This is a genomic window from Leifsonia shinshuensis (assembly GCF_013410375.1).
Taxonomy (GTDB): Bacteria; Actinomycetota; Actinomycetes; order Actinomycetales; family Microbacteriaceae; genus Leifsonia; species Leifsonia shinshuensis.
Genome location: NZ_JACCFL010000001.1, coordinates 3,611,962 through 3,634,616, shown reverse-complemented (window position 1 = coordinate 3,634,616; position 22,655 = coordinate 3,611,962). Strand labels below are relative to the sequence as shown.

Annotated in this window: 20 protein-coding genes, 1 tRNA gene, 1 other RNA gene and 1 pseudogene; 18 read left to right on the top strand and 5 right to left on the bottom strand. The window is 69.5% G+C overall.

The genetic code is table 11. The features are described 5' to 3' along the window. Position 1 precedes the first annotated feature (1 nt). From HNR13_RS17550 to HNR13_RS17540, 3 genes are all read left to right on the top strand, one after another. Positions 2–727, top strand: coding sequence for a gamma-glutamyl-gamma-aminobutyrate hydrolase family protein (locus HNR13_RS17550; protein WP_179607853.1), 726 nt, complete (start codon positions 2–4; stop codon positions 725–727). Next, positions 727–1,128 carry a hypothetical protein gene (locus tag HNR13_RS17545; RefSeq protein WP_179607851.1) on the top strand — a complete coding sequence of 134 codons (402 nt, stop codon included), beginning with the start codon at positions 727–729 and terminating at the stop codon, positions 1,126–1,128. The genes HNR13_RS17550 and HNR13_RS17545 overlap by 1 nt, the downstream gene beginning before the upstream one ends. 406 nt (positions 1,129–1,534) lie before the next feature. Next, entirely contained in the window at positions 1,535–2,542 is a 1,008-nt protein-coding gene (locus HNR13_RS17540) for a substrate-binding domain-containing protein (RefSeq protein ID WP_179607849.1), read from the top strand. On the opposite strand, the gene HNR13_RS17535 is transcribed toward HNR13_RS17540, so the two are convergent. Then, complete coding sequence (locus tag HNR13_RS17535) at positions 2,543–3,112, bottom strand: TetR/AcrR family transcriptional regulator (protein WP_179607848.1); 570 nt, start codon at positions 3,110–3,112, stop codon at positions 2,543–2,545. Positions 3,113–3,190: 78 nt separating this feature from the next. Here HNR13_RS17535 and HNR13_RS17530 point away from each other — a divergent pair, with 78 nt between their 5' ends. The 8 genes from HNR13_RS17530 (at position 3,191) to HNR13_RS17495 (ending at position 11,867) form a co-directional block, all read left to right on the top strand. Continuing rightward, positions 3,191–4,072: an SDR family oxidoreductase gene (locus tag HNR13_RS17530; protein WP_179607846.1), complete on the top strand. Its 882-nt coding sequence runs from the start codon at positions 3,191–3,193 to the stop codon at positions 4,070–4,072. A 348-nt stretch (positions 4,073–4,420) separates the two neighbouring features. After that, the gene (locus tag HNR13_RS17525; RefSeq protein ID WP_179607845.1) at positions 4,421–5,575 is read left to right on the top strand and encodes a substrate-binding domain-containing protein; all 1,155 of its coding nucleotides are present in this window, start codon (positions 4,421–4,423) and stop codon (positions 5,573–5,575) included. Positions 5,576–5,624: 49 nt separating this feature from the next. Further along, positions 5,625–7,130, top strand: coding sequence for a sugar ABC transporter ATP-binding protein (locus HNR13_RS17520; protein WP_179607843.1), 1,506 nt, complete (start codon positions 5,625–5,627; stop codon positions 7,128–7,130). Positions 7,131–7,133: 3 nt separating this feature from the next. After that, the gene (locus HNR13_RS17515; protein WP_179607842.1) at positions 7,134–8,120 is read left to right on the top strand and encodes an ABC transporter permease; all 987 of its coding nucleotides are present in this window, start codon (positions 7,134–7,136) and stop codon (positions 8,118–8,120) included. 29 nt (positions 8,121–8,149) lie between these two features. Continuing rightward, a complete protein-coding gene (locus HNR13_RS17510) occupies positions 8,150–8,971 on the top strand; it encodes a sugar phosphate isomerase/epimerase family protein (RefSeq protein ID WP_179607840.1) in 822 nt (273 codons plus the stop codon). Between the two features lie 40 nt (positions 8,972–9,011). Further along, the gene (locus HNR13_RS17505; protein ID WP_179607838.1) at positions 9,012–10,181 is read left to right on the top strand and encodes a levoglucosan dehydrogenase; all 1,170 of its coding nucleotides are present in this window, start codon (positions 9,012–9,014) and stop codon (positions 10,179–10,181) included. Positions 10,182–10,287: 106 nt separating this feature from the next. Further along, positions 10,288–11,178 (top strand): DUF5996 family protein, encoded by an 891-nt coding sequence (locus tag HNR13_RS17500; RefSeq protein WP_179607837.1) that lies wholly within the window; start codon positions 10,288–10,290, stop codon positions 11,176–11,178. Next, positions 11,175–11,867, top strand: coding sequence for a hypothetical protein (locus tag HNR13_RS17495; protein ID WP_179607835.1), 693 nt, complete (start codon positions 11,175–11,177; stop codon positions 11,865–11,867). Before HNR13_RS17500 ends, HNR13_RS17495 begins: the two co-directional genes overlap by 4 nt. Here the strand turns inward: HNR13_RS17495 and HNR13_RS17490 are convergent. After that, positions 11,864–11,959 (bottom strand): annotated as a pseudogene (locus HNR13_RS17490) (aldehyde dehydrogenase family protein); the annotation flags it as partial. The gene HNR13_RS17495 and the pseudogene HNR13_RS17490 sit on opposite strands and share 4 nt — an antisense overlap. Before the next feature lie 57 nt (positions 11,960–12,016). Beyond that, on the bottom strand, positions 12,017–13,312 hold the full coding sequence (locus HNR13_RS22075) for a helix-turn-helix domain-containing protein (protein ID WP_179607833.1): 1,296 nt from the start codon (positions 13,310–13,312) through the stop codon (positions 12,017–12,019). Positions 13,313–13,473: 161 nt separating this feature from the next. Here HNR13_RS22075 and HNR13_RS17480 point away from each other — a divergent pair, with 161 nt between their 5' ends. The 5 genes from HNR13_RS17480 to HNR13_RS17460 all read left to right on the top strand — a co-directional run bounded on the left by HNR13_RS17480 (position 13,474) and on the right by HNR13_RS17460 (position 19,983). Continuing rightward, on the top strand, positions 13,474–14,079 hold the full coding sequence (locus HNR13_RS17480) for a DUF1269 domain-containing protein (protein WP_179607832.1): 606 nt from the start codon (positions 13,474–13,476) through the stop codon (positions 14,077–14,079). A gap of 226 nt (positions 14,080–14,305) precedes the next feature. Continuing rightward, positions 14,306–16,150: an adenylyl cyclase gene (locus HNR13_RS17475; RefSeq protein ID WP_343063603.1), complete on the top strand. Its 1,845-nt coding sequence runs from the start codon at positions 14,306–14,308 to the stop codon at positions 16,148–16,150. Between the two features lie 355 nt (positions 16,151–16,505). Then, positions 16,506–18,824 carry an arylsulfatase gene (locus HNR13_RS17470; protein ID WP_343063602.1) on the top strand — a complete coding sequence of 773 codons (2,319 nt, stop codon included), beginning with the start codon at positions 16,506–16,508 and terminating at the stop codon, positions 18,822–18,824. Between the two features lie 24 nt (positions 18,825–18,848). Beyond that, positions 18,849–19,394, top strand: a complete 546-nt coding sequence (locus tag HNR13_RS17465; RefSeq protein WP_179609610.1) for a hypothetical protein — start codon at positions 18,849–18,851, stop codon at positions 19,392–19,394. Positions 19,395–19,398: 4 nt separating this feature from the next. Beyond that, on the top strand, positions 19,399–19,983 hold the full coding sequence (locus HNR13_RS17460; protein WP_179607830.1) for a TetR/AcrR family transcriptional regulator: 585 nt from the start codon (positions 19,399–19,401) through the stop codon (positions 19,981–19,983). A gap of 109 nt (positions 19,984–20,092) precedes the next feature. Here HNR13_RS17460 and HNR13_RS17455 read toward each other — a convergent pair whose 3' ends face one another. Both HNR13_RS17455 and HNR13_RS17450 read right to left on the bottom strand, forming a co-directional pair. Then, positions 20,093–20,620, bottom strand: coding sequence for a helix-turn-helix domain-containing protein (locus tag HNR13_RS17455; protein WP_179607828.1), 528 nt, complete (start codon positions 20,618–20,620; stop codon positions 20,093–20,095). A 165-nt stretch (positions 20,621–20,785) separates the two neighbouring features. Beyond that, positions 20,786–20,873: transfer RNA gene (locus HNR13_RS17450), tRNA-Ser, on the bottom strand. A gap of 99 nt (positions 20,874–20,972) precedes the next feature. Between HNR13_RS17450 and ffs the strand changes: the two genes are divergently transcribed. Together ffs and HNR13_RS17440 are read left to right on the top strand one after the other, a co-directional pair. Beyond that, positions 20,973–21,069, top strand: an RNA gene (gene ffs, locus HNR13_RS17445) — signal recognition particle sRNA small type. 118 nt (positions 21,070–21,187) lie between these two features. Then, entirely contained in the window at positions 21,188–22,654 is a 1,467-nt protein-coding gene (locus HNR13_RS17440) for a DUF1254 domain-containing protein (RefSeq protein WP_179607827.1), read from the top strand. Position 22,655: the final 1 nt, after the last annotated feature.

Here is a 22,655-nt window from a genome sequence, read left to right as displayed (position 1 = left end):
GATGAGCGCCCCGGTCATCGGTCTCACCACCTACCGCCAGCCCGCCGACTGGGGCACCTGGCGCTCGGTGCGCGCCGACCTGCTCCCCACCGACTACGCGACGGCGGTCGAACGCGCGGGCGGCGTGCCCGTGCTGCTGCCCGTGTTCGCCACCCGGGAGGCCGCGGTCACCGCGGTCTCCCGGCTGGACGGCGTCCTCCTCTCCGGCGGCGCCGACCTGAACCCGGAGCTGTACGGGGAGTCGCCGGACCCGCACGTCACCGCCTGGTACGACGACAGGGACGCGTCGGAGCTGTGGGTGCTGGACGCCGCGGCCGAGTCCGGGCTCCCGGTCCTCGGCGTCTGCCGCGGCATGCAGCTGATGGCGGTCGCGGCCGGCGGGACCCTCGTGCAGCACCTCCCCGACCAGGTGGGCCACGCCGACCACGCCGGCGGCCCCAGCGACTACGGCCGGATCGAGGTGACCCTCGACCCCGGCCACCGGATCTCCGCGCTGCTCGGCAGCTCCTTCATCGCCCCCTGCCACCACCACCAGGCGGTCCGCACCCACCCCGGCTTCGTCGGAACGGCGCAGGACAGCGACGGGGTGCTCCAAGCGATGGAGGGAACGGGGGAGCGGTTCGAGGTCGCGGTGCAGTGGCATCCGGAGACCGGACGGGACCTGGGGTTGTTCGAGGGGCTGGTGGAGGCGGCGAGGGGGGTCAGTTCTCGCACGAGAGGTCTGTAATGTCCGACTTCAACGCTTATGTGCAGGCCCTCGTTCCCGCATACCCGGGGACAGGCAGGCTACGCGATCCAGATAGTCTGCTCTGGCAATACGCGGCCGTGATTACAAACGTGGCCGATGGCTACGATGACAATCTCGCCGAGTATTTCAACGATTTGTCATGCAGGGACTTCATCGAACTCGTTCTCCGCGACCCGAAGGCGAGCGAGCATGCGCCGTTTCGTGATTTCCATGATGCTGTGAGCGCATTGGATCGGCGGTTCAAGACCTTTCTTGCACCGCAACCAGTAGCCCCTGGCAACCGTTGGTGGACCACGCACCTCCCGCTGCGCGCGGGCGCCAATCTGCGGCACGATATGCAGGCGATCTTCGGCTACGGAGCCCAGCCGGCTGAGGAGTAGGGTCACCAGCATCCAGGCCAAGGGCGCCATCGGCGCCGATGCCCAGGGCGACGCTTGCCCGCGGCCGCGCTCCAAAGCTGCCCACTGTGCGGCTGGGGCACCAGGGCGGCATTCGGAAGCTGGGGATAGCCTGAAGAACCGTGCGGCACCATGATCGTGGCGGCGTCGAAATCAGTGTGAAACTCATGTGTGCTGGCTTAGCCGCCTTGGGCGATCAGCTTGCTGACTATGAGAAGTGGGGAGCGCTTGCGGCGATAGAGGACACGACTGAATGGCTCTCGCAAGCCGCTGATGTGCGTTACGACTGACGTTCGCTATGGGGACGAGGTCCTCGATTCCCAGTGGTTCTCCCCACCGAATTCCGGCCAAGTACAGTTGACTCCAACATCCAGCTAGAGGGGGGCGCGTGCCCGGGCGAAAACCATCGATCAACGATGTGGCGCGCATCGCGGGGGTCTCGTATCAGACCGTTTCGCGGGTCATCAACAGCGCTCCGGATGTCAGCCCGGCCACGCGGGCGCGTATCCAGCAGATCATCGCCGACGTCGGATACCACCGCAATCGCGCGGCGGCGGCGCTGGTGACCAACCGCTCGACCTCGATCGGTATCGTGACGGACGGCTCGCCGCGCTTCGGCCCAGTCGGGACCCTTCTCTCGCTCGAGAGCGTCATCCGGGAGCGCGGGTACACCGCGACCGTCGTCGCCGTGAACGAGCCGTACGACGAGTCGGTGCAGGACGCGTTCGACACCCTCGACGAGCTGGGTGTGGACGGCATCATCATCATCGCGCCGCGCCTCTCCATGGCGTCCGCGGTCGTGGCCGCGTCGGTTCGAGTCCCGGTCGAGATGATCGCGGCGGGCGCCTCCGGGACGTCGAACATCGTCACCTACTCCGAGAACCAGGAGCTGGGGGCGCGCATGGCCACCCAGCATCTGATCGACCTCGGTCACACCGACATCGCGCACATCGCCGGCTCGATGGAGTGGTTCGACGCCCGGGTACGCAAGCGCGGCTGGGAGAGCGCGCTGCGGGACGCCGGTCTCGCGCCGGGGCTGTGCGTCGAAGGCGACTGGAGTCCCAAGTGGGCCTACGAGACGGGGTTGCGCCTGATCGAGGAGGGACGGGTTCCCCGGGCCATCTTCGCCGTCAGCGACCACACGGCGCTCGGGCTGATCCGGGCCTTCGCGGAGAACGGCGTGCGGGTGCCGGAGGACGTGAGCATCGTCGGCTTCGACGACGTCGAGGGATCCGATTACTTCCTGCCGCCGCTCACGACCGTCCGGCAGGACTTCCCCGCCCTGGCGCGCGCGACGATCGACGTTCTGCTCAGCGCCGTCGAGGGACACGCGGCCCACCGCGCCCCGAGCGCGCCGACCCTGGTGGTGCGCAACAGCGCGATTCGCGCACGCTGATCACAGCCGCAGCATGCGCTCGCGCAACTCGTCCAGCGCCGCCAGTGCGAGCGGGGCGAACGCGTCGTCCTCTCTCGCCCGGACCCAGCGTTCGAACCCGACCCGGAAGGCGAGCAGCGCCAGCTCGGCGGCGAGCCGGGCGCTGAGCTCGTCGACGCCCTTCTCCCGCAGGGCCGCTGCGATCGACGCGGTGAGGTGCGCGAACTTCAGCTGGCCCCGCTCCTGGAGCTCCTCGTTGCCGGCGACGACGGCGACCCGCCGGAGCGCCAGGGTGCGCCGGGGAGGCGTCATCACGGCATCGGCGGCGGTGAGGCCGAGACGGACGTATTCCGTCGGCTCCGATCCGGGGTCCGCAGCGGAGATCGCGTCCACGAACACGCCCTCGAGGACGTCCTCGCCGGCGAGGATCACCTCGCGCTTGTCGGCGAAGTGCCGGAAGAAGGTCGCGCGGTTCAGCCCGGCCCGTTCGGCGATCTGCGCGACCGTGGTCGACTCGTAGCCGCGCTCCTCGAACAGGTCGAAGGCGGCGGCCTCGAGTCGCTCGCGCGAGTTCGGCGCCCATCTGCCCATGGCAAGCAAGCGTAGCTTATGCGACTGAGTCGCAACACGTGATAGAGTGATGCGACTTGGTCGCATCAGGAGGTCATCATGCGCATCTTCGTCACCGGCGGTTCGGGATGGATCGGCTCGGCGGTCATCCCCGAGCTCGTCGCCCACGGGCACAGCGTTCTGGCGCTCGCGCGGTCGGATGCCTCGGCCGCGGCGGTCGAAGCGGGCGGTGCGGAGGCGCTCCGCGGCGACCTCGTCGACACCGGCCTCCTGCGAAGCGCCACCGCCGAATCGGAAGCGGTCATCCACCTGGCCTACCGTCACGACCTCGGCCAGGCTGGCGGCGCCGAGGCGGACGCGAGGGCGATCGAGGCGTTCACCGAGACGGCCGCCGGCTCCGGCACGCGCATCCTCGTCACCGGAGCGACGATCTCCGTGCCCGGCCGCGCGGCCACCGAGGAGGACGAGCTCGTGCCGGCCGGTCCGGTCGCGGCGAGGACCGCGAACCTGCGGAACGCCCTCGCCGCGGCGCGATCCGGTGCGCCGGTCAGCCTGGTGATGATTCCGAGGACGGTGCACGGCACTGGTGAGCGGCATGGCTTCATCCCCCAGCTCATCGCCCGTGCACGGGCGACCGGGGTCTCGGCCTATGTCGGCGACGGGAGCAACCGATGGCCGGCGGTGCACATCGCCGACGCCGCGACGCTGTACCGGCTCGCCGTGGAGAGTGCGCCCGCCGGTTCCGTGCTGAACGCCGTCGGCGAGGAAGGCGTCCGGGTCCGGGACATCGCCGAGACGATCGGACGCCGCCTCGGGATCCCCGCGGAGCCGCGGCCCGCCGCCGAGCTCGGCATGCCTCTCGGCGCGGTGCTGGCGGGGGACATGCCGGCGTCGAGCGCGCTGACCCGGCGGCTCCTCGGCTGGACGCCCACGCACCCCGGGCTGCTCGAGGACATCGGGCTCGGGCACTACTTCGAGTGACGAAGCCGGCCGGGGCCCGACCCCGGCCGCACGTGTGTCACTCCGTGACTTGACAAACCGCGTCGTGAACGTTCACGATGTGTCTACGCCGTGAACGTTCACGATGATCCACCGGTGGACCTCCCCGAGGTCACGCCTCAGCTCCGATGTCAGTGACGACTGTCGACGTGCTGGGCGCAGAGCCGGCGGGACCGATCCGACACGTCCACTGCGCGCGTCCGTCCCGCGCCGAATCGCGGAGACGGCGCATCTGAGCGGTGCGTCCGCCCGGAGAGGTGCACCGGCTTGATGGCGAGCCGGCTGCGATGACAGCACCCCCGACGCCATCCCGAAAGTACTGGAGAGACCATGTTCCGTAGAACAGCACTGCTGGCGGCAGGCGCCGCGCTCGTCTTCGCGGTCGTCGGTTGCAGCTCGACGACCAGCACCGCAGGCAGCGGCGACTCGGCCGCATCCCAGAAGGCCGAGCAAGCGCTCAAGAAGGTCACCGGGCAGGTTCTGAGCAAGGGCCCGAACGGCGAGTCGCCGTCGCCGGCGGCTGCCGCCGACCTCACCGCGGACGAGATCGCCAAGGTCCGCGCCCGGGGCGCGACGGCCGCGATCGTCATGCACTACGGCGGCAACGACTGGGCCACGGCCCAGATCGCCGGCCTCAAGAGCGAGTTCCAGAAGCTCGGCATCAAGGTCATCGCGACCACGGACGCCGACTTCAAGCCGGACAAGCAGGTGTCGGACCTGGAGACGGTCCAGGCCCAGAAGCCCGACATCATCGTCTCCATCCCCACCGACCCGGTGGCGACGGCCTCGGCGTACAAGGCCGCCGCGGCCAGCGGCGCGAAGCTCGTGTTCATGGACAACGTCCCGCAGGGCCTGACGGCCGGCAAGGACTACGTCTCGGTGGTCTCGGCCGACAACTACGGCAACGGCGTCGTCTCCGCCCTCGAGCTCGCGAAGGCGCTCGGCGGCAAGGGGACGATCGGCACGATCTTCCACCAGGCCGACTTCTTCGTGACGAAGCAGCGCTACCAGGGCTTCAAGGACACCATCACCAAGGAGTTCCCGGACATCAAGATCGTCGCGGAGAAGGGCATCGCGGGGCCGGACTTCGCCGGCGACGCCCAGGCTGCCGCGAACGCGATGCTGACCGCTCACCCGGACCTCTCGGGCATCTGGGGCGTCTGGGACGTCCCGGCCGAGGGCGTGATGGCAGCGGCACGCGCGGCGGGCCGCACCGACCTGAAGATCGCGACGGAGGACCTCGGCAAGAACGTGGCGATCGCGCTGGCGAAGAACCAGCTGGTCGTCGGCCTCGGCGCCCAGGTGCCGTTCGATCAGGGTGTCACCGAGGCACGGCTGGGCGCAGGAGCCCTGCTGGGCAAGACCGCCCCGGCCTACATCGCCCTGAGCGCGCTCCCGGTCGACCACGCGAACGTGCTCGACGCGTGGAAGAAGGTCTACCACCAGGATCCGCCGAAGGATCTGACGGACTCGTACAAGAAGTGACGAGCGGGTCGGGGGGCCACGAGCCCCCCGACCGATCGAAAGGCACTCCATGAGCACAACCACCGATGTCGTGCAGATGCGCGGCATCTCCAAAGCGTTCACCGGCGTCGTCGTCCTCGACGCTGTGGACTTCGAGGTCCGGTTCGGCGAGGTGCATGCCCTCGCCGGCGGCAACGGCGCGGGCAAGTCGACGCTGATGAAGATCCTCCAGGGCGTCTACCGCTCCGACGCGGGCGAGATCCGCATCGCGGGAGAGCCCGTGAGCATCGCCTCCATCCAGGACGCGAAGGCCGCCGGCATCGGCATGGTCTTCCAGGAGTTCAGCCTGGTTCCGAGCCTGACCGTCGCGCGCAACGTCTTCCTCGGAGCGGAGCCGCTGACGCGCTGGGGCCTCATCGACGAACGGGCACTCGTTCGCCGGACCGAGGAGGTCTTCGCCCGGATGGGCGTCGAGATCGACCCCCGCGCGGAAGTCGGCCGGCTCGGCACCGCGTACTGGCAGCTCACCGAGATCGCGAAGGCGCTCTCCCAGAACGCCCGGGTGCTCATCATGGACGAGCCGACGGCGAGCCTCGCGCGGCACGAGACGGAAGCCCTGTTCGAACTGATCGAGCGGCTGAAGGCCGCAGGGATCTCCGTCATCTACATCTCGCACCGCATGGATGAGGTCTATCGCATCGCCGACCGCATCACGGTCCTCCGCGACGGTCGCCGGCTGTTCACCGAGCCGCTCTCCGCGATCACCCCCGAAGCGATCGTCGAGGGGATCGTGGGAAAGAAGGTCGAGAGCCGGCTGACCTACCGGGAGCGGGAGCGCGTCAGCCACGACGGCCCGCCGCTCCTGGAGGTTCGCGGGCTGACCGCCGGCGATCGCGTCCGCGACGTCTCGTTCGCGCTGCGCCGAGGGGAGATCCTCGGCCTGGCCGGGCTCATGGGCAGCGGGCGGACCGAGCTCGCCCGGGCACTGTTCGGCATCGACCGGGCTCGCGGCGAGGTCCTGGTCGACGGCGAGCCGATCGTGCTCTCCTCGCCGAGGCACGCGATCGCCGCCGGCCTCGCGCTGGTGCCGGAGGACAGGCGCGACCAGGGCCTCGTGCTCGATCACTCGGTCCGCGAGAACCTGCTCCTTCCCCTGCTGGACGACATCCGCCGCGGACCGCTGCTCGACGCGGCCGGGGGGCGGGCCCTCTCGGCGTCGCTCATCGAACGCCTGAACATCAAAGTGTCGCATCCGGGGCGCCCGGTGCGGCTGCTGTCCGGCGGGAACCAGCAGAAGGTCGTCATCGCCAAATGGCTCGGAACCGATCCGGACGTGCTGATCCTCGATGAGCCCACCGCCGGCGTCGACATCGGCACCAAGAGCGAGATCCTCGAGCGGATCCGCGACCTCGCCGCGTCCGGCAAAGCCGTCATCGTCATCTCGTCCGAATACCCGGAACTCCTCGCCGTGAGCGATCGCATCCTCGTCATCCGCGGCGGCTCGATCGCCCGTGAGCTCGAGCGCAGCGACATCGCCGACGAGGAAGCTCTCCAACTCGCAGTGCAGGGAGTCTGAACAATGAACAACCCACCGATCATCGAGGCCGCAGAGCCTCGCGCGCGCCTCAGCGTCGGCAAGGTCCTCGCCGCCTGGGACTGGCGGCGGTACGTCATCTACATCGGCTTCGTCGTCGTGTTCCTGTTCTTCGCGATACTCCTGCATGACCAGGGGTTCCTCTCGCCGAACAACCTTCTGAACATCTTCCGGCAGACGTCGACGATCACGGTGATCGCGGTGGCGATGACCTTCGTCATCGCAGCGGCCCAGATCGACCTCAGCGTCGGGTCGACCGCCGGCCTCGCGAGTGTCGTCACCGCGATGGGCATCTCCGCGTGGGGGCCGATTCCCGGAATCATCGCCGGACTCGCCGTCGGCGCCCTGGTCGGCGCGACCAACGGAGCGCTCGTCAGCCTGCTCGGCATCCCGTCGTTCCTGGTGACGCTGGGGATGATGGGGATCGCGGTCGGCGTGGCCCAGTGGATCACGGCGTCCGCGCCGCAGCCGATCCTCGACGACGCCTTCAACACGGTCTTCGGCTCGGGCAACATCGGCCCCGTCCCCGGTCTCCTGGTCTGGTCCGGCCTGTTCGTCGCGCTCGGCGCCGTCGTGCTCGCCCGCACCAAGTTCGGCCGGCAGGTGCTCGCGACCGGCGGCAACCGCACCGCGGCGGACTTCACCGGGATCAACACCAAGCGGATCACCTTCCAGGTCCTGCTGCTCTCGGGCATCGTGGCGAGCATCGCCGGGATGCTGTACGCCGGCCGCCTGCAGTCCGGCCGCTTCCAGTGGGGCGCCGGAGACGAGCTCTCCGCGATCGCGGCCGTCATCCTCGGCGGCACGAGCCTCTTCGGCGGGAGCGGGACGGTGATCGGAACCCTGTTCGGATCCCTGCTCATCGGGCTCATCAACAACGGACTCATCCTCGCGGGCCTGGACAGCAGCCAGCAGCAGGTCGTGCGCGGCGGGATCATCATCCTCGCCGTCGCACTCGCCCGCAAGAAGTGATTCGGAACCATCGGAAAGGCGGAACAGCAATGCGACTCGGATACTGCTCGATCACCTGGGGCGGCGTCGTCGGCCATCCCACCGGAGTGACGAGCGTCAAGGACCTCTTCTATCTGACGCACGGCGACATGCGCCGGGCGGTCACGGACATCGCGGCGGCGGGCTACGAAGGCGTCGAGATGTTCGACGGGAACCTGGTGGACTTCGCCGACCGGCCGCAGGAGCTCACGGACCTCCTGGACGGAGCGGGCGTGCAGCTCGTGAGCGTCTACGCGGGCGCCAACTTCATCTACCCGGACATCCTGCCCGACGAGCTGCACCGCATCCGGCGTTCGGCCGAGCTCGCAGCCTCCTTCGGCGCCGAGCGTCTCGTGGTCGGGGGAGGCGCGCGCAGGGCCGCCGGGACGACCGCCGACGACTACGCCCGGCTGGCCGAGAGCCTGGACCTCGTGGCCGACATCGCCGAGAGTCACGGGCTTGCGGCGAGCTACCACCCGCACCTCTCGACCATCGTCGAGAGCCCGGACGAGCTCGATCGCCTGCTGCCGAACACCCGGATCGGATTCTGCCCCGACGTCGCGCACCTCGCGGCCGGGGGAGGCGACCCGGCGACGGTCATCCGCACCTACGGGGACCGGATCAGCCACGTGCACCTCAAGGACTTGCGCCGCGACCCGTTCGCCTTCCTGCCGCTCGGCCAGGGCGAGCTGGACCTGCCCGGCATCGTCGCCGCCATCCGCGACAGCGGGTACGACAGCTGGCTCATGGTCGAGCTGGACGAGTACGACGGCGATCCGCGGGCGGCCGCGGAGCTCAGCCGGGACTACCTGCGGGATCTCCTCGCGGTCTGACCGCGCGCAGAGCCAACGAACACCTTCGAAAGGACAACAGATGAAACAGCTCAACGTCGGCCTCATCGGCGGCGGGTTCATGGGCAAGGCCCACTCGCTCGCCTACGCCGCCATGCCCATGTTCTTCTGGCCGGCCCCGGCCATCCCGGTGCGTCACACCATCGCCGAGGCGAGCGACGAGCTCGCCGCCGAGGCGGCGCTGCGCTTCGGCTTCCAGCGCTCGACGTCCGACTGGCGGAGCGTCGTCGAAGACCCCGCCATCGACGTGGTCGACATCGCCACACCGAACCACCTGCACGCCGAGATCGCCATCGCCGCGGCGCAGGCGGGCAAGCACATCATCAGCGAGAAGCCGCTCGCCCGCACCGGAGCGGAGGCGAAGGAGATGTACGACGCCGTCGTCGCCGCGGGCGTGGTCAACATGGTCGCCTTCAACTACCGCCGCACGCCGGCGGTCGCCCTCGCGAAGAAGTTCATCGACGAGGGCGCGATCGGCAGGATCCTGAGCTTCCGGGGGACGTACCTGCAGGATTGGAGCGCGAGCCCGGACTCGCCGCTGTCGTGGCGCTTCCAGAAGGCCATCGCCGGCTCCGGCGCCCTGGGCGACATCGCGACCCACGTCATCGACATCGCCCGCTACCTCGTCGGTGAGTTCGACTCCGTCAACGCGATGATGTCGACGTGGATCCCCGAGCGGCCGCTGCAGTCGTCCGGGGCCGATGCGCTCGGCACTGTCCGGGGCGGCGACGGCCCGCGCGGAGCCGTGGACGTCGACGACCAGGTGATGACCATGATCCGTTTCGCCGGCGGCGCCATCGGCTCGATCGAGGCGACGCGCAACGGCTACGGCCGGAACAACTTCATCACCTTCGAGGTGCACGGCACCGAGGGAAGCATCGTCTTCAACTACGAGCGCCGGGACGAGCTCCAGGTCTGCTTCGCCTCGGACGGCGACGACCGTCGGGGCTTCCGCACGATCTACACCGGGCCGGCGCATCCGTACGGGAAGGACCTGTGGCCGATCCCGGCGCTGGGCATCGGCTACGGCGAGACGAAGATCATCGAGGCGCACGACTTCTTCACCGCCATCGCCGAGGGGACGAGCGTCAGCCCGAACTTCGGCGACGGCTACCAGACGGCCCTGATCGACGACGCCATCGTCGAGTCCGCCGAGACCGACGCGTGGGTGGACGTCCCCGGGATCGACTGACGCTGCGGTCCGGCGTGCGGCCCTCTCCCACAGGGCGGGGGAGGGTCGCAGATCCTCCGCGACCTCGTAGTCTGGCCGCACAGGATTTCTCTCCGGAAGGATCGCAATGCGCCCCGAGCTCCCCACCGACACCTGGCAGGCGACTCGCGACACCCTCCACCTGTGGACCCAGATCGTGGGCAAGGTCCGCATGACATTGACGCCGCCCGTCAATCACTGGTGGCACGTGACGCTGTATCTCAGCGCGCGCGGGTTGAGCACCGGTCCGATCCCGATCCCGGCCGGCGTCCTCGACATCGAGTTCGATTTCGTCGCCCATGAGCTCGTCATCAGGACCAGCGGCGGCGGGAGACGCGCGGTGCCGTTCGTCGGGCAGTCCGTTGCGACGTTCTACGCCGCGACGTTGGAGGCTCTCGGCGAGCTCGGGGTCGCGGTCGCGATCCACGCCGCACCGAACGAAGTCGAGATCGCTGTCCCGTTCGCCGAGGACACGGAGCACTGCACCTATGTGCCCGATCACGCGCACGCGTTCTGGCAGCAGCTGATCGACGCGGATCGGCAGCTGCGGAGATTCCGGTCGGACTTCTCCGGCAAGGTCAGCCCCGTGCACTATTTCTGGGGCGCGATGGACCTCGCCGTCACCCGGTTCTCCGGGCGTGAGGCACCGGAACATCCCGGCGGCGCGCCGAACTGCCCCGACCGGGTGATGCTCGAGGGATACTCGCACGAGCTGAGCAGCGCGGGCTTCTGGCCGGGAGGTGGCGCGGAGGGCGCGTACTACTCGTACACGTATCCGGCGCCGGAGGGCTTCGCGGATGCGCCGGTGCCCGCCGGTGCGTTCTACAGCGACGAGTTCGGCGAATTCCTGCTTCCGTACGAGACCGTCCGCCGATCCGCCGATCCGGATGCGCTCGTTCAGGAGTTCCTCCAGGCCACCTATCGGGCGGCGGCCGAGCTCGCGGCCTGGCCCGTGCATGCGCAGGTCGAGGCGTCATGAGCGACCCCGTCCCGCAGGAGCTGCCGGACGCGAGCGACTCGGCGGCGGCGCTCGCAGACCGGCCGCTCGCGTTCTACAACGCTCTGCTGACGGAGCATTTCGTGCTCGAGTCGGCGCGCGGCATCACGGTGAGCGAATCGAGCAGCAGGGCGTCCCTCTACCTGATGACGCTCTCCAGCGGACTGGTCGCGTTCGGCTTTCTCGCCTCGACCCCGTACGCCGGGCTGTTCCTCGCGGTGGTGATCCCGGTCATCGTCATCCTCGGTCTGTTCACGTACGAACGGCTCATCCAGACGTCTCTGGAGGATGTGGCGGCCCTCGCGTCCATCCAGCGGATCCGCCGCTACTACGGCGGCCTGCTCCCCGGCGCCGGAGCGTACTTCCCGATCCCGCCGGGCGCCGCGCCCAACGAACTCCTGGAAATCGGGCAGCGCGGGTACCGCCGGGGCGTGTTCTTCACGATCTCCACCGCGATCGCGATCGTCAACTCGATCGTGGCGGGCGTGGGAGTGGCCCTGCTGGTGTACTGGCTGGGCCGCGAGCTTGCGCTCGCCGTCCCGCTCGGCCTGCTGGCGGCCGTGATCCTCGTCCTGGTCCACGGCGCATACCAGGAGGTGCGTTACTTCCGGCAGCGCCGGCTCCTCGTGCAGAGCGGCTCTGCAACGGCGGTGACCGGGACGACAGACTAGGCCCGACCGAATCCGGAGCGCTTGACCCCGCCGAACGGAAGCTCGGCGAACGAGATGGTCGTGCCGTTCACGAACACCGCCCCGGCTTCGATCGTGCGGAAAGGGAATGGTCGACTCTCAAACCGCCGCCTGGTTGCTGGTGAGCGTGGTCAGCGTGGAGCGGCGCCGGGTGACGTTCCTGCCGCGGTGGACGCCACCAGCTCGGAAATCGCCAGCGCCGCCTGCGTCTCGGCGGACCGCTCGGCGACGCCGTGGCCGAGCAGCGCCTGGATCCGCTCCAGCCGGTTGATGAGCGTGTTGCGGTGCAGGAAGAGGCGTTCGGCCGCCGGAGCGATCCGCATCCTCGTGTCGAAGAAGACGCGGAGGGTGTCGCGCATCTCCGCCATCTCCGGGGTGTCGGCGGCGAGCTCGCCGAGCGCGTGCTCGACGAACCAGCGGGCGCGCTCCTCGTCCCGGCTGAGGACGATCGCGAGCGCCGCGTCGCCGTAGCGGACTCCGCCGGACACGCCGAGGCGGCCCGCAAGCTGCAGCGCATCGGACGCCTCCAGGAAGGTCCGGCGGAACCCGTCGGTTCCCGGATGCGGTTCGCCGACACCCACCAGCAGCGGTGACGGCACGCGCAGGTCCTCCACCGTCGGCGTCCGCGGCGCGCGCTCCCCGGTGACCCAGACGTGGACGGTGCCGGCGGTCGTCTCGTAGCGGAGCATGCGGTCGGTGCCGGCGAACCGGGCGAACCCCTGGACCACGCCCTCCAGCACGCGCCGTTCCACCGTGCCTCCCGGAGGCGACCCGATCGCGCAGCCGAGGTGCCAGCCGAGCAGCCGGACATGCAGCAGCCGGGTCGCCGACTCCACGTCGACCGGCACGGCCGACACCAGCGATTCAACGGTGCTCCGGATGCGCACCTGCTCGGCCTGATAGACGCGCCGGCGCTCCTCGACGATGGCCTCGGTCGCGGCGCCGATCCAGGCGTCCATCGTGGCGCCGACCGAGGTCGCGAGTTCCGGGACGACGCCGACGCCCTCGCCGCCCAGGCGGACGGCCGCGTCGATGAGCAGCGTCAGCCACTCGTGCTGCAGGGTGCGCAGCGCCTCCGTGATGTCCGACAGCGGGACATCCCGGCTGACGATGTCCGCGGCGAGATCGTGATCGATCGCCTCCGTCGCGGCCGGAAGCTGCTCGTCGCCCGCGAGCGCGAGCAGCGACGCCGTCAGGACGTGCTGGGCGAACGACCGGATGACCGGCCACGGTGCGAGGGCGTCCTGGAGCTGCGCGTGCAGCGCGGACAGGGACTCCTCCGTCGCGCCGGCCACCCACCGGGTCGCCCCGTCGCCCAGGCGCGCCCGCAGGCGATCCGCTGCGGATCCGGCGAGCGGCGCGGGCCCGGGATCGCCCTCCCAGTCCAGCGTCGCGATGACGTGCGCCAACGAGTCTGCAGCGGACACGCGGTCAGCTTAAGCCCCGGAGGGCAGAGTGCACAGCGGAGCTCTGAACGCTGCGACAGACCGCACGATGACCCGGGAGCGCCGCTGCCGGAGCCTTGATGTGTCGGGCGAACGCCCGCGAATCCACACAACCATCAACGTGATCTGGAGGTCACTTCACAATGCAGAACAACAATGTCATCGCCGTCTCGTTCGAGGACCCGCGCAACGCGTATCAGGCGCTCAGCGAGCTGAAGGGAGCGGCGCTCGAGGGACGCGTCGACGTGCTCGCCGCGAGCATCGTCACGCGCGACGAGCAGGGCCGGCTGGCCACCGTGGACGGGGACGACATCGCGGGCGGCGCGGCCACCGTCGGAGGCAGCCTCGTCGGGCTCACCATCGGCGTCATCGGCGGCCCCATCGGAATGCTCTTCGGCTGGACCACCGGCCTCCTGGTCGGCGGGGCGTACGACGTCCGCCGCGCGGACGACTCGGAGAGCGTCCTCGGCGAGATCAGCCGCTTCATCCCGCTGGGCGGAACCGCCATCGTCGCGCAGGTCAAGGAGTACGCCGTCGAGGTCGTCGACGAGCTGATGAACCGGCTGGGCGGCACCGTGTACCGGCGCCCCACCGCGGTCGTGCAGTCCGAGCTCGACACCGCCCGGGACGCGTACCGCGAGGCGCAGAAGGCCGCCGACCGGGTCGTGCGCGAGCAGCGCAAGGCCGCCCGTCACGAGAAGGCCGAAGAGCGCAAGACGGTCCTCAAGGAGAAGCTGCACGTCGGCTGACCCGCGGACCGATCGGCCACCGAGCAGCGCTCCGGCGCGCTCGGTGGCCGATCTGCGCGATGAGGAGCCCCGGAGGGAGTTCGGAACTCGGCCTCGACAACGCACTGCCGCGGTCGTAGGGTCGAACAGTTACTTACCAGACAGTAACCGGCGTCCGTCACGACCGTGATCGACACCCGGCCCCGGGGCGCCGCGATCGTTCTTCACCGCGGAAGAAGGTTCATCAGTGCCTCTGTCGTCACTACATCCCGTCCGGGCGCGTGCGTCCCGCCGTCAGCTCGGAGCCGCCGCTGCCGCGCTGGCCGTCCTGCTCGCCGTCTTCGCCTCGGCGCAGGGCGCGAGCGCCGCACCACCACCGTCCGGTGCGGACCTGGGACCCAACGTGATCGTGTTCACTCCGGACATGCCCCAGTCCGCGATCCAGGCCAAAGTCGACGCCATCGCCGCCCAGCAGGTCGACAGCGAGATGGGCACCGGGCGCTACGCACTGCTCTTCGCGCCCGGCACCTACGGGACGCCGGCGAACCCGCTCCGCTTCCAGGTGGGCTACTACACCGAGGTCGCCGGGCTGGGCGCCTCCCCGGACGACGTGACGATCAACGGGTCCGTCGACGTCTACAACCGGTGCTTCACGGACGGCAGCGGCTGCATCGCGCTCGACAACTTCTGGAGGTCGATCTCGAACCTCCACATCGCCGTGGCCGGTGGAACGGGCTGCCAGGCGAACACGGAGTTCTGGGCGGTGTCGCAGGCCGCTCCGATGCGCCGGATGGACATCACCGGCGGCGGGGTGTCCCTCATGGACTACTGCTCCGCCGGTCCGATGTACGCCAGCGGCGGCTTCCTCGCCGACTCGAAGGTCGCCAAGACGATCGTCAACGGCAGCCAGCAGCAGTTCTACACCCGCAACAGCACGATCGGCGGCTGGTCGAACGCGGTCTGGAACCAGGTGTTCTCCGGCGTGCAGGGCGCGCCGGCGCAGAGCTTCCCGAGCCCGCCGTACACGACCCTCCCGACCACGCCGGCCTCGCGCGAGAAGCCGTACCTCGTGCAGGGCACCGCCGGGCTGTCGGTCGTGGTGCCGCCCGCGACGACGAACAGCACGGGCGTGAGCTGGTCGCAGGCGGGCTCGGCCGGCCGCACCATCCCGCTCTCGGACTTCGTGGTCGCGAAGCCGGGCGACTCCATCAGCCGGATCAACGCGGCGCTCGCCGGAGGCAAGAACCTCCTGCTGACCCCCGGGGTGTACTCGATCGATCGCTCCATCCACGTCAAGCGGGCAGGGACGGTCGTCCTCGGTCTGGGCCTGGCCACGCTGACCGCCGAGAACGGATCGACGCCGCTGGTGATCGACGACGTGCCGGGAGTGGACGTCGCCGGGATCACGGTCGACGCCGGTCCGGTGAACTCCGACGTGCTGGTGCAGGTGGGCACGAAGCACCAGCGCGGCCGGGGCGGCTCGAGCGCCGCCGACCCGATCTCGCTGCAGGACGTCTTCCTGCGCGTGGGCGGCCCGCACGCCGGAAAGGCGACGGTCGGCGTCCAGGTCGACAGCGACCACGTACTGCTGGACGACCTGTGGCTCTGGCGCGCCGACCACGGCGCGGGCGTCGGCTGGACGCAGAACACCTCCGACACCGGCCTCGTGGTGAACGGCGACGATGTCACTGCCACCGGCCTCTTCGTCGAGCACTTCCAGAAGTACAACGTCATCTGGAACGGCGAGAACGGCCGCACGGTGTTCTTCCAGAACGAGTTGCCGTACGACGCGCCGAACCAGGCGGCGTGGCAGCACGACGGGACGCTCGGCTACGCCGCCTACAAGGTGGCCGACTCGGTGACCACGCATGAACTGTGGGGCGCCGGCAGCTACATCTACACGAACGTCGATCCGACCCTCCACGCCACCCGCGCGTTCGAGGCCCCGGTCGCGCCGGGCGTGAGGCTGTACGACCTGACCACGGTGTCCCTCAACAAGGCGGGGACGATCGACCACGTCGTCAACGACACGGGCAACGCGGTCACCCCGAGCCACCAGGGCCCGGAGACGGTCGTCGAGTTCAGCGGCTGACGGCGCCCGGTCGCCGCGACCGGAACAGGCCGATGCCCTCGCGTCCCGGACGCGGGGGCATCGGCCTGTTCCGGCGCGCCCGGCGATGAGCGGGGAGGTCGAGGTTCCAGTGTTGCCGCCCATCCAGCTCCGGCCGCCCTCCTTCGCTGCAGCTCCGGACACATCGCCAGGGGACTAGATGGCGTTGTCGCTGTTCAGCCAGAGTGTGCAGTGACGGGCGGCGCGAGGATGGCGCTCGTGGGAGTGACAGAAGGAGCCAAGCATGGCCGTCGAGGGCGAAGCGTTCAGCCGTACGACTCTTCCGATTCCGGATCAGCCGTATTCGGGTCCGACGATCTATGACGCGAAGGATTCGGTGGGGAAGTTTCCTCCGTACAAGCCCGTCCGCCCGCCGGCGGAGGCTCCGAACGTGCTCGTCATCCTGCTCGACGACGTCGGGTTCGGCGCGTCGAGCGCGTTCGGCGGACCGATCGCGACCCCGACCGCCGAACGGCTCGCCGCGGGCGGCCTCAAGTACACGCGTTTCCACACGACGGCGCTGTGCTCACCTACCCGCGCTGCACTGCTGTCCGGCCGCAACCACCACGCCGTGGGCATGGGGGCGATCACCGAGATCGCGACCGCCGCGCCGGGCTACAACTCGGTGCGTCCGAACACGGCCGCCCCGCTCGCGAAGATCCTGCAGCTGAACGGGTATTCGACGGCGCAGTTCGGGAAGTGCCACGAGGTACCGGTGTGGGAGACCTCACCGATGGGGCCGTTCACGCACTGGCCGACGCCAGGCGGCGGATTCGAGTACTTCTACGGGTTCATCGGCGGCGAGACGAACCAGTGGTATCCGTCGATATACGAGAACACCGCACCGGTGGAACCGGATCGGACCCCGGAAGAGGGCTACCACTTCATGGAGGACATGACCGAGCGTGCGATCGGCTGGATCCGGTCCCAGCGCGCCCTGGCCCCGGACAAGCCGTTCTTCACGTACTTCGCCCCCGGCGCGACGCACGCCCCGCATCATGTCCCGGCGGAGTGGGCGGACAAGTACAAGGGACAGTTCGACGAGGGATGGGATGCGCTGCGCGAACAGTCCCTGGCCCGGCAGAAGGCGCTCGGTGTCGTCGCCGCGGACACGGAGCTGACCGCGCGGCCTGACATCATTCCGGCGTGGGACGACATGCCCGACGATCTGAAGCCAGTCCTCGCCCGGCAGATGGAGGTGTACGCCGGTTTCCTCTCGTACGCCGATCACTACATCGGCAAGCTGATCGACGCGCTCGAGCAGCTGGAGATCCTCGACGACACGCTGGTGTATCTGATCATCGGTGACAACGGCGCGTCCGCGGAGGGCACCCTGCAGGGCACGTTCAACGAGTACTTCAACATCAACGCCCGCCACGACCTCGAGACGACCGAGTTCCTCCTGGACCGGAAGGATGAGCTGGGCGGGCCGACGTCGTACAACCACTACGCGGTCGGCTGGGCCCTGGCGATGGACACGCCGTACCAGTGGACGAAGCAGGTCGCGAGCCACTGGGGCGGCACCCGCAATGGCACGATCGTGCACTGGCCGAACGGCTTCACCGCGCGTGGAGAGGTGCGCAACCAGTTCAGCCATGTCATCGACGTCGCCCCCACCGTGCTCGAGGCGGCGGGACTCCCGCATCCCACGTTCGTCGACGGCGTGCAGCAGGAGGCGATCCACGGCACGAGCATGGTGTACTCGTTCGCCGACGCCGATGCGCCCGAGCAGCACACGACGCAGTACTTCGAGCTCGGCGGCGACCGCGGCATCTACCACGAGGGCTGGTCGGCGGTGACGCTGCACCGTCACCCCACGTTCCCCGGCGTGGACCAGACCTTCCACTCGTTCGACGAGGACGTGTGGGAGCTGTACGACGGGTCCACCGACTGGTCGCAGGCCCGCGACCTGTCCCAGGAGCATCCGGAGAAGCTCGCGGAGCTGCAGCGGATGTTCCTGCTCGAGGCGGCGAAGTACCAGGTGTTCCCGCTGGACGACCGCGGGTTCGAACGGTTCAACTCGCAGATCGCCGGCCGCCCCGAGCTCGTGCAGGGCACGTCTCAACTGCTGTTCCCGAAGATGGTGCGCCTCAGCGAGAACAGCATCATCAACACCAAGAACAAGTCCTTCACCGTCACAGCCGAGATCGGGATCCCCGAAGGCGGCGCGGACGGGACGATCGTCGCGCAGGGCGGCGCGTTCGGCGGCTGGAGCGTCTACACCACGAGCTCGACGCTGAAGTTCTGCTACAACATGCTCGGCGTCGACTGGTACATCACGGCGTCGGACGCGCCGCTCGCCCCGGGTGCCCACCAGGTCCGGGCGGAGGTCGCGTACGACGGCGGGCGGCCTCGGCAAGGGCGCCAACGTCACGCTCTACGTCGACGGCGCGCCCGCCGGCGCCGGCCGAGTGGAGCAGACCGAACCGTTCACGTACTCCATGGACGAGACCTCGGACGTCGGCGTCGAGACTGCGACCGTGGTGACCAACGAGTACACCGTCAAGGACTCGACATTCACCGGCACGATCGACTGGGTCCGCATCGACGTGGGCGACGACGACCACGATCACCTCATCGACCCGAAGCACCTCTACGACATCGCCATGCTCCGGCAGTAGTCCCGGTCTCTCCAGGCGATGCGCTCGCTAGTTAGCACAACTGTGCTAACTTGGCGATCATGGTCTTGGTGGCGATCGTGGTGTGCGAAGTGGCCTTCTGGGTGGCAGTCCTGGGTGGGCTCGCCGTCCGCTATCTGGCGGGGAGGCCGCGGCTGGGGATGACACTGATGGTCCTCGCGCCGGTCATCGATCTCCTCTTGCTGGGTTTCGTGGCGATCGATCTGCTGGGCGGAGGGACGGCGTCGTGGCATCACGGGCTGGCCGCGCTGTACATCGGGATCTCTGTCGCGTACGGGCATCGGATGATCGCGTGGGCGGATTCGACGTTCGCCACGCGGTTCCGTGGCGCGCGGCCGCGGCCGAAGCCGGCGGGGGCCGCGTATGCGATCGCGTGCTGGAAGGACGTTGCGCGGACGCTGCTTGCGGTGGCGATCGCCGGTGGGATCGTCGGCGGGTTGATCCTCCTCGTCGGCGTCCCGGAGCGGACCCGGGAACTGCTCGGGCTGTTCCCCCTGCTCGGAATCGTCCTCGGTGTCGATGTGCTCTGGGCAGTGAGCTACACCGTGTGGCCGAAGAAGCCCGCAACGGGTCAGGCGGTGGGGTGAAGGAATGCCGCGTCTGATCGATCACGACGAACGCAACGACGCCATCGCCCAGGCCGCGATCCGCGTGCTGACGCGGGACGGGTTGGCCGCCCTCTCGGTGCGCAACCTCGCCGCGGAGGCGGGCATCGCCACTGCGTCCCTGCGCCGCGCGTTCCCGACCCAGGATGCCTTGCGGCAGTTCTGCTTCGACGAGATCCGTGATGCGGTCGCGGCACGGATCGGAGCACTGAGCGGGGAGGGCGCGCCACTCGTTCTCGCGCTCCTCCTCGAGCTCCTCCCGCTGGACGCGACTCGTCGCTCCGAGTTCGTCGCCCAACTGCAGCTGGGGAGCCTCGCCCTCACCGACCCGGCCCTGCGACCGAGCGCGATCCGGTTGTCGGAGGATGTGCGCAGAGCCTGCACGGCCGCGGTCGCCGAACTTGCGCGGTGCGGCCTGCTCTCGGAAGCGAACGACGCGGGACTCGAAGCAGAACGCCTGCACGCACTCCTCGACGGGCTCGCCCTCCACCTGCTCTGGGAACCGGGACCCGATCCCGCCGGACGCGCCTCGCGAATCCTCACCCGCCACATCGATTCGTTGGCCGGGTGATCACGAACGGCGCTCGCCGGCTTCACGGAAGTCAGTCATGCGCTCGGGAGGCGCGAGCTGACCGGCGCTGGCGCCGGCACGCGGATCGGCTGCTTCGCGATGTGCGGCTTCACCACGTGGCGGGATGCACGAAATCCGCCGCGGGTCTGCCCAGCCATTGCGTGAGCCGCATGGTGAGGTCCATGTCCGCGAGGCGCGCGGTGCGCAGGTTCGTCAGGCGGCTCGGGGTGCATCCCAGTTGCTCGGCCAGGCTCGCCCAGGTGAGTCCGCGGTCGCGCCGCTGGTCGTTGACGGCTTCGTAAAGCGCGGGTAGGTCCCAACGCAGGCGCATGTCGGTTCCGACGGCAGGCAGACCTGTGTCTCCGACCGATCGACTCTGTCCGAACAGGAACTCCTCGGGAGATCGCCCCAGCCATTGCAGCAGCTTCAGCGCGTACTGGCACGACATCGAGCCGCGTCTCACCGTACGGACGAGCGCACCCGGGCACACTGCATTGTCATTCAGCGCGGCTCTCAGCCGGCCCGACTGTTGCGTCAACTCCTCCGCCACAGCCGGCCAGCGCAACCCGAGCTCGGCCCGGTGGGCATCCAGCTCGGCCACGAGCGCGCCTCCGTTGAAAACGGGCGTGGTTGGCATGCGTGCAGTAAAGCACCTGCCACGTGTTCCGGGTAGAGCAAAGCGCTGCTTGACGGTCAGGAGCGAAGGAGGCGGTGATGCTCTGACCCCGCATTCACCCCGCACGTCGAACGCGATGGAGTGCTGGGCACGCTGTGCGCGCACCCCGCGGCGCATCTCAATAAATGGCGGAGAATGGGGGATTCGAACCCCCGAGGGCTTGCACCCAACACGCTTTCCAAGCGTGCGCCATAGGCCACTAGGCGAATTCTCCTGGGTAACCACCACCCTGCGGGCGACGGCTCACAATATCTTAGCGGACGCCGGGGGATGCTCTGTGCACGCCCTCCCAGGCGGACCCGCTAGACTTGTTCGCGGCTCCCCACGTGGCGCCATCCAGGCCAACTCCCCCAGGGCGGAAACGCAGCAAGGGTAACCGGGCTCTGGCGGGTGCGTGGGGGGTCTTTTTCGTGTTCAGGCGTCCGTCGCGCGCGCCGCGTAGAGTGTGGGCAGCACAGCAGCTGACCAACTTCCTCCAGGTTGTTCTACGCTTTGTAGAATGATCCTCCGACGAGTCGAGGTGCGCGTATGACCGAGCAGGAAACCGCCGAGCAGGGGATCGCCGAGCTCGCGTCGGAGGCGTTCGTGGTCGGGTTCCCGCTCGTCTTCGACCTGGAGCAGGTCGAACGGTTCACCCGGGACGGGCTCGGGGCGGTGCCGCCGACCCCCTTCAACGCCTTCGGGCACGCGCGCACGCTCGCCGGTCCCGAGACCGCCTTCGTCTCGGTCAACAACGACACCCTCTACTCCATCGCCCAGCTCGACCTGAGCGTCGGGCCCCTCCTCCTCAGCGTCCCTGCGGTCGGCGACCGCTACTACGTGCTCCAGTTCGTGGACGCCTGGACGAACAACTTCGCCTACGTCGGCACGCGCGCCACGGGGTCGGAGGCGGGGGAGTACCTGCTCGTCCCGCCCGGCTGGGAGGACGACGCCGCGGCGGACGGACCGACCGTCATCCGGCTCCCCACCCGCGTCGCGACGATCGTCGGCCGCTGGGCGGTCGCGGGGGAGGACGACCTGCCCGCCGTGCACGCCCTCCAGGACGCCGTGGCGCTCACCCCCACGCTGGAGGCGTTCGCCCCGCCCGCGGGGATCCCCGCCGTTCCGGACGGGCCGACCGAGGCGCTGACGTTCTTCGAGCGGATGCGGGTGTGGTCGCGGGAGTTCCCGCCGGCCGCGCACGACCGCGACGCGCTGGCGACGTACGAGCCGATCGGGCTGACCGGGCCCACGCCGATCGCCGAGCTGCCGGTAGAGGTCCGCGACGCGCTGGAGGAGGGCTACGCCGTCGGCAAGGAGGCGCTGGAGTCCTCCCTGCACACGTCCGTTCCGACGACGGACGGCTGGCAGGTCGACCTCCACCTGTTCGACTACAACGCCGACTTCTTCGAGGTCGGCGCCCTCGACGGGCGGGAGTGGCAGCTGGCCGACCCGACCACGCGGTACGCGCGCCGGGCCGGCGCCGCGCTCGGCGGCCTGTGGGGCAACCACGGCTACGAGGCCGCGTACTTCCCGACCTACGTGGACGCCGCGGGGGAGCAGCTGACCGGCGCCAACGTCTACCGGCTGCGCCTGAGCCCGACCCCGCCGGTCGGCGCGTTCTGGTCGCTGACCATGTACGACCTCCCGTACTTCTACCTGACGGCGAACCCGATCGGGCGGTACTCGATTGGCGACCGCACGCCCGGGATCGTCTACGACGACGACGGCGGGCTCACCATCACCATCGCCGCGGCGCGTCCCGCCGACGCGAAGGCCGCCGCCAACTGGCTCCCCGCGCCGGAGGGCGGCTTCCGGCCGCTGCTGCGCATGTACGCGCCGGGCGACGCCGTCCTCGCCGGCGACTACCGGCTGGCGCCGATCGAGCGCGTGGACACCGCGCCCGGCGCCGGAGACCACGGCACCGACGGCGACCGCAGCGCCGACGAAGCCCCCGCTCACGAAGCCCCCGCTCACGAAGCCCCCGCCCGCAGCACAGACGAGGAGACCCGCTGAA

Bases quoted from the DNA above. Each gene is read 5' to 3' on its own strand.
- HNR13_RS17480 (WP_179607832.1), top strand. From the start codon at position 13,474: ATGCAGAACAACAATGTCATCGCCGTCTCGTTCGAGGACCCGCGCAAC.
- HNR13_RS17525 (WP_179607845.1), top strand. From the start codon at position 4,421: ATGTTCCGTAGAACAGCACTGCTGGCGGCAGGCGCCGCGCTCGTCTTC.
- HNR13_RS17465 (WP_179609610.1), top strand. From the start codon at position 18,849: ATGGTCTTGGTGGCGATCGTGGTGTGCGAAGTGGCCTTCTGGGTGGCA.
- HNR13_RS17530 (WP_179607846.1), top strand. From the start codon at position 3,191: ATGCGCATCTTCGTCACCGGCGGTTCGGGATGGATCGGCTCGGCGGTC.
- HNR13_RS17535 (WP_179607848.1), bottom strand. From the start codon at position 3,112: ATGGGCAGATGGGCGCCGAACTCGCGCGAGCGACTCGAGGCCGCCGCC.
- HNR13_RS17550 (WP_179607853.1), top strand. From the start codon at position 2: ATGAGCGCCCCGGTCATCGGTCTCACCACCTACCGCCAGCCCGCCGAC.
- HNR13_RS17545 (WP_179607851.1), top strand. From the start codon at position 727: ATGTCCGACTTCAACGCTTATGTGCAGGCCCTCGTTCCCGCATACCCG.
- HNR13_RS17515 (WP_179607842.1), top strand. From the start codon at position 7,134: ATGAACAACCCACCGATCATCGAGGCCGCAGAGCCTCGCGCGCGCCTC.
- HNR13_RS17505 (WP_179607838.1), top strand. From the start codon at position 9,012: ATGAAACAGCTCAACGTCGGCCTCATCGGCGGCGGGTTCATGGGCAAG.
- HNR13_RS17460 (WP_179607830.1), top strand. From the start codon at position 19,399: ATGCCGCGTCTGATCGATCACGACGAACGCAACGACGCCATCGCCCAG.
- HNR13_RS17495 (WP_179607835.1), top strand. From the start codon at position 11,175: ATGAGCGACCCCGTCCCGCAGGAGCTGCCGGACGCGAGCGACTCGGCG.
- HNR13_RS17455 (WP_179607828.1), bottom strand. From the start codon at position 20,620: ATGCCAACCACGCCCGTTTTCAACGGAGGCGCGCTCGTGGCCGAGCTG.
- HNR13_RS17440 (WP_179607827.1), top strand. From the start codon at position 21,188: ATGACCGAGCAGGAAACCGCCGAGCAGGGGATCGCCGAGCTCGCGTCG.
- HNR13_RS17520 (WP_179607843.1), top strand. From the start codon at position 5,625: ATGAGCACAACCACCGATGTCGTGCAGATGCGCGGCATCTCCAAAGCG.
- HNR13_RS17510 (WP_179607840.1), top strand. From the start codon at position 8,150: ATGCGACTCGGATACTGCTCGATCACCTGGGGCGGCGTCGTCGGCCAT.
- HNR13_RS17500 (WP_179607837.1), top strand. From the start codon at position 10,288: ATGCGCCCCGAGCTCCCCACCGACACCTGGCAGGCGACTCGCGACACC.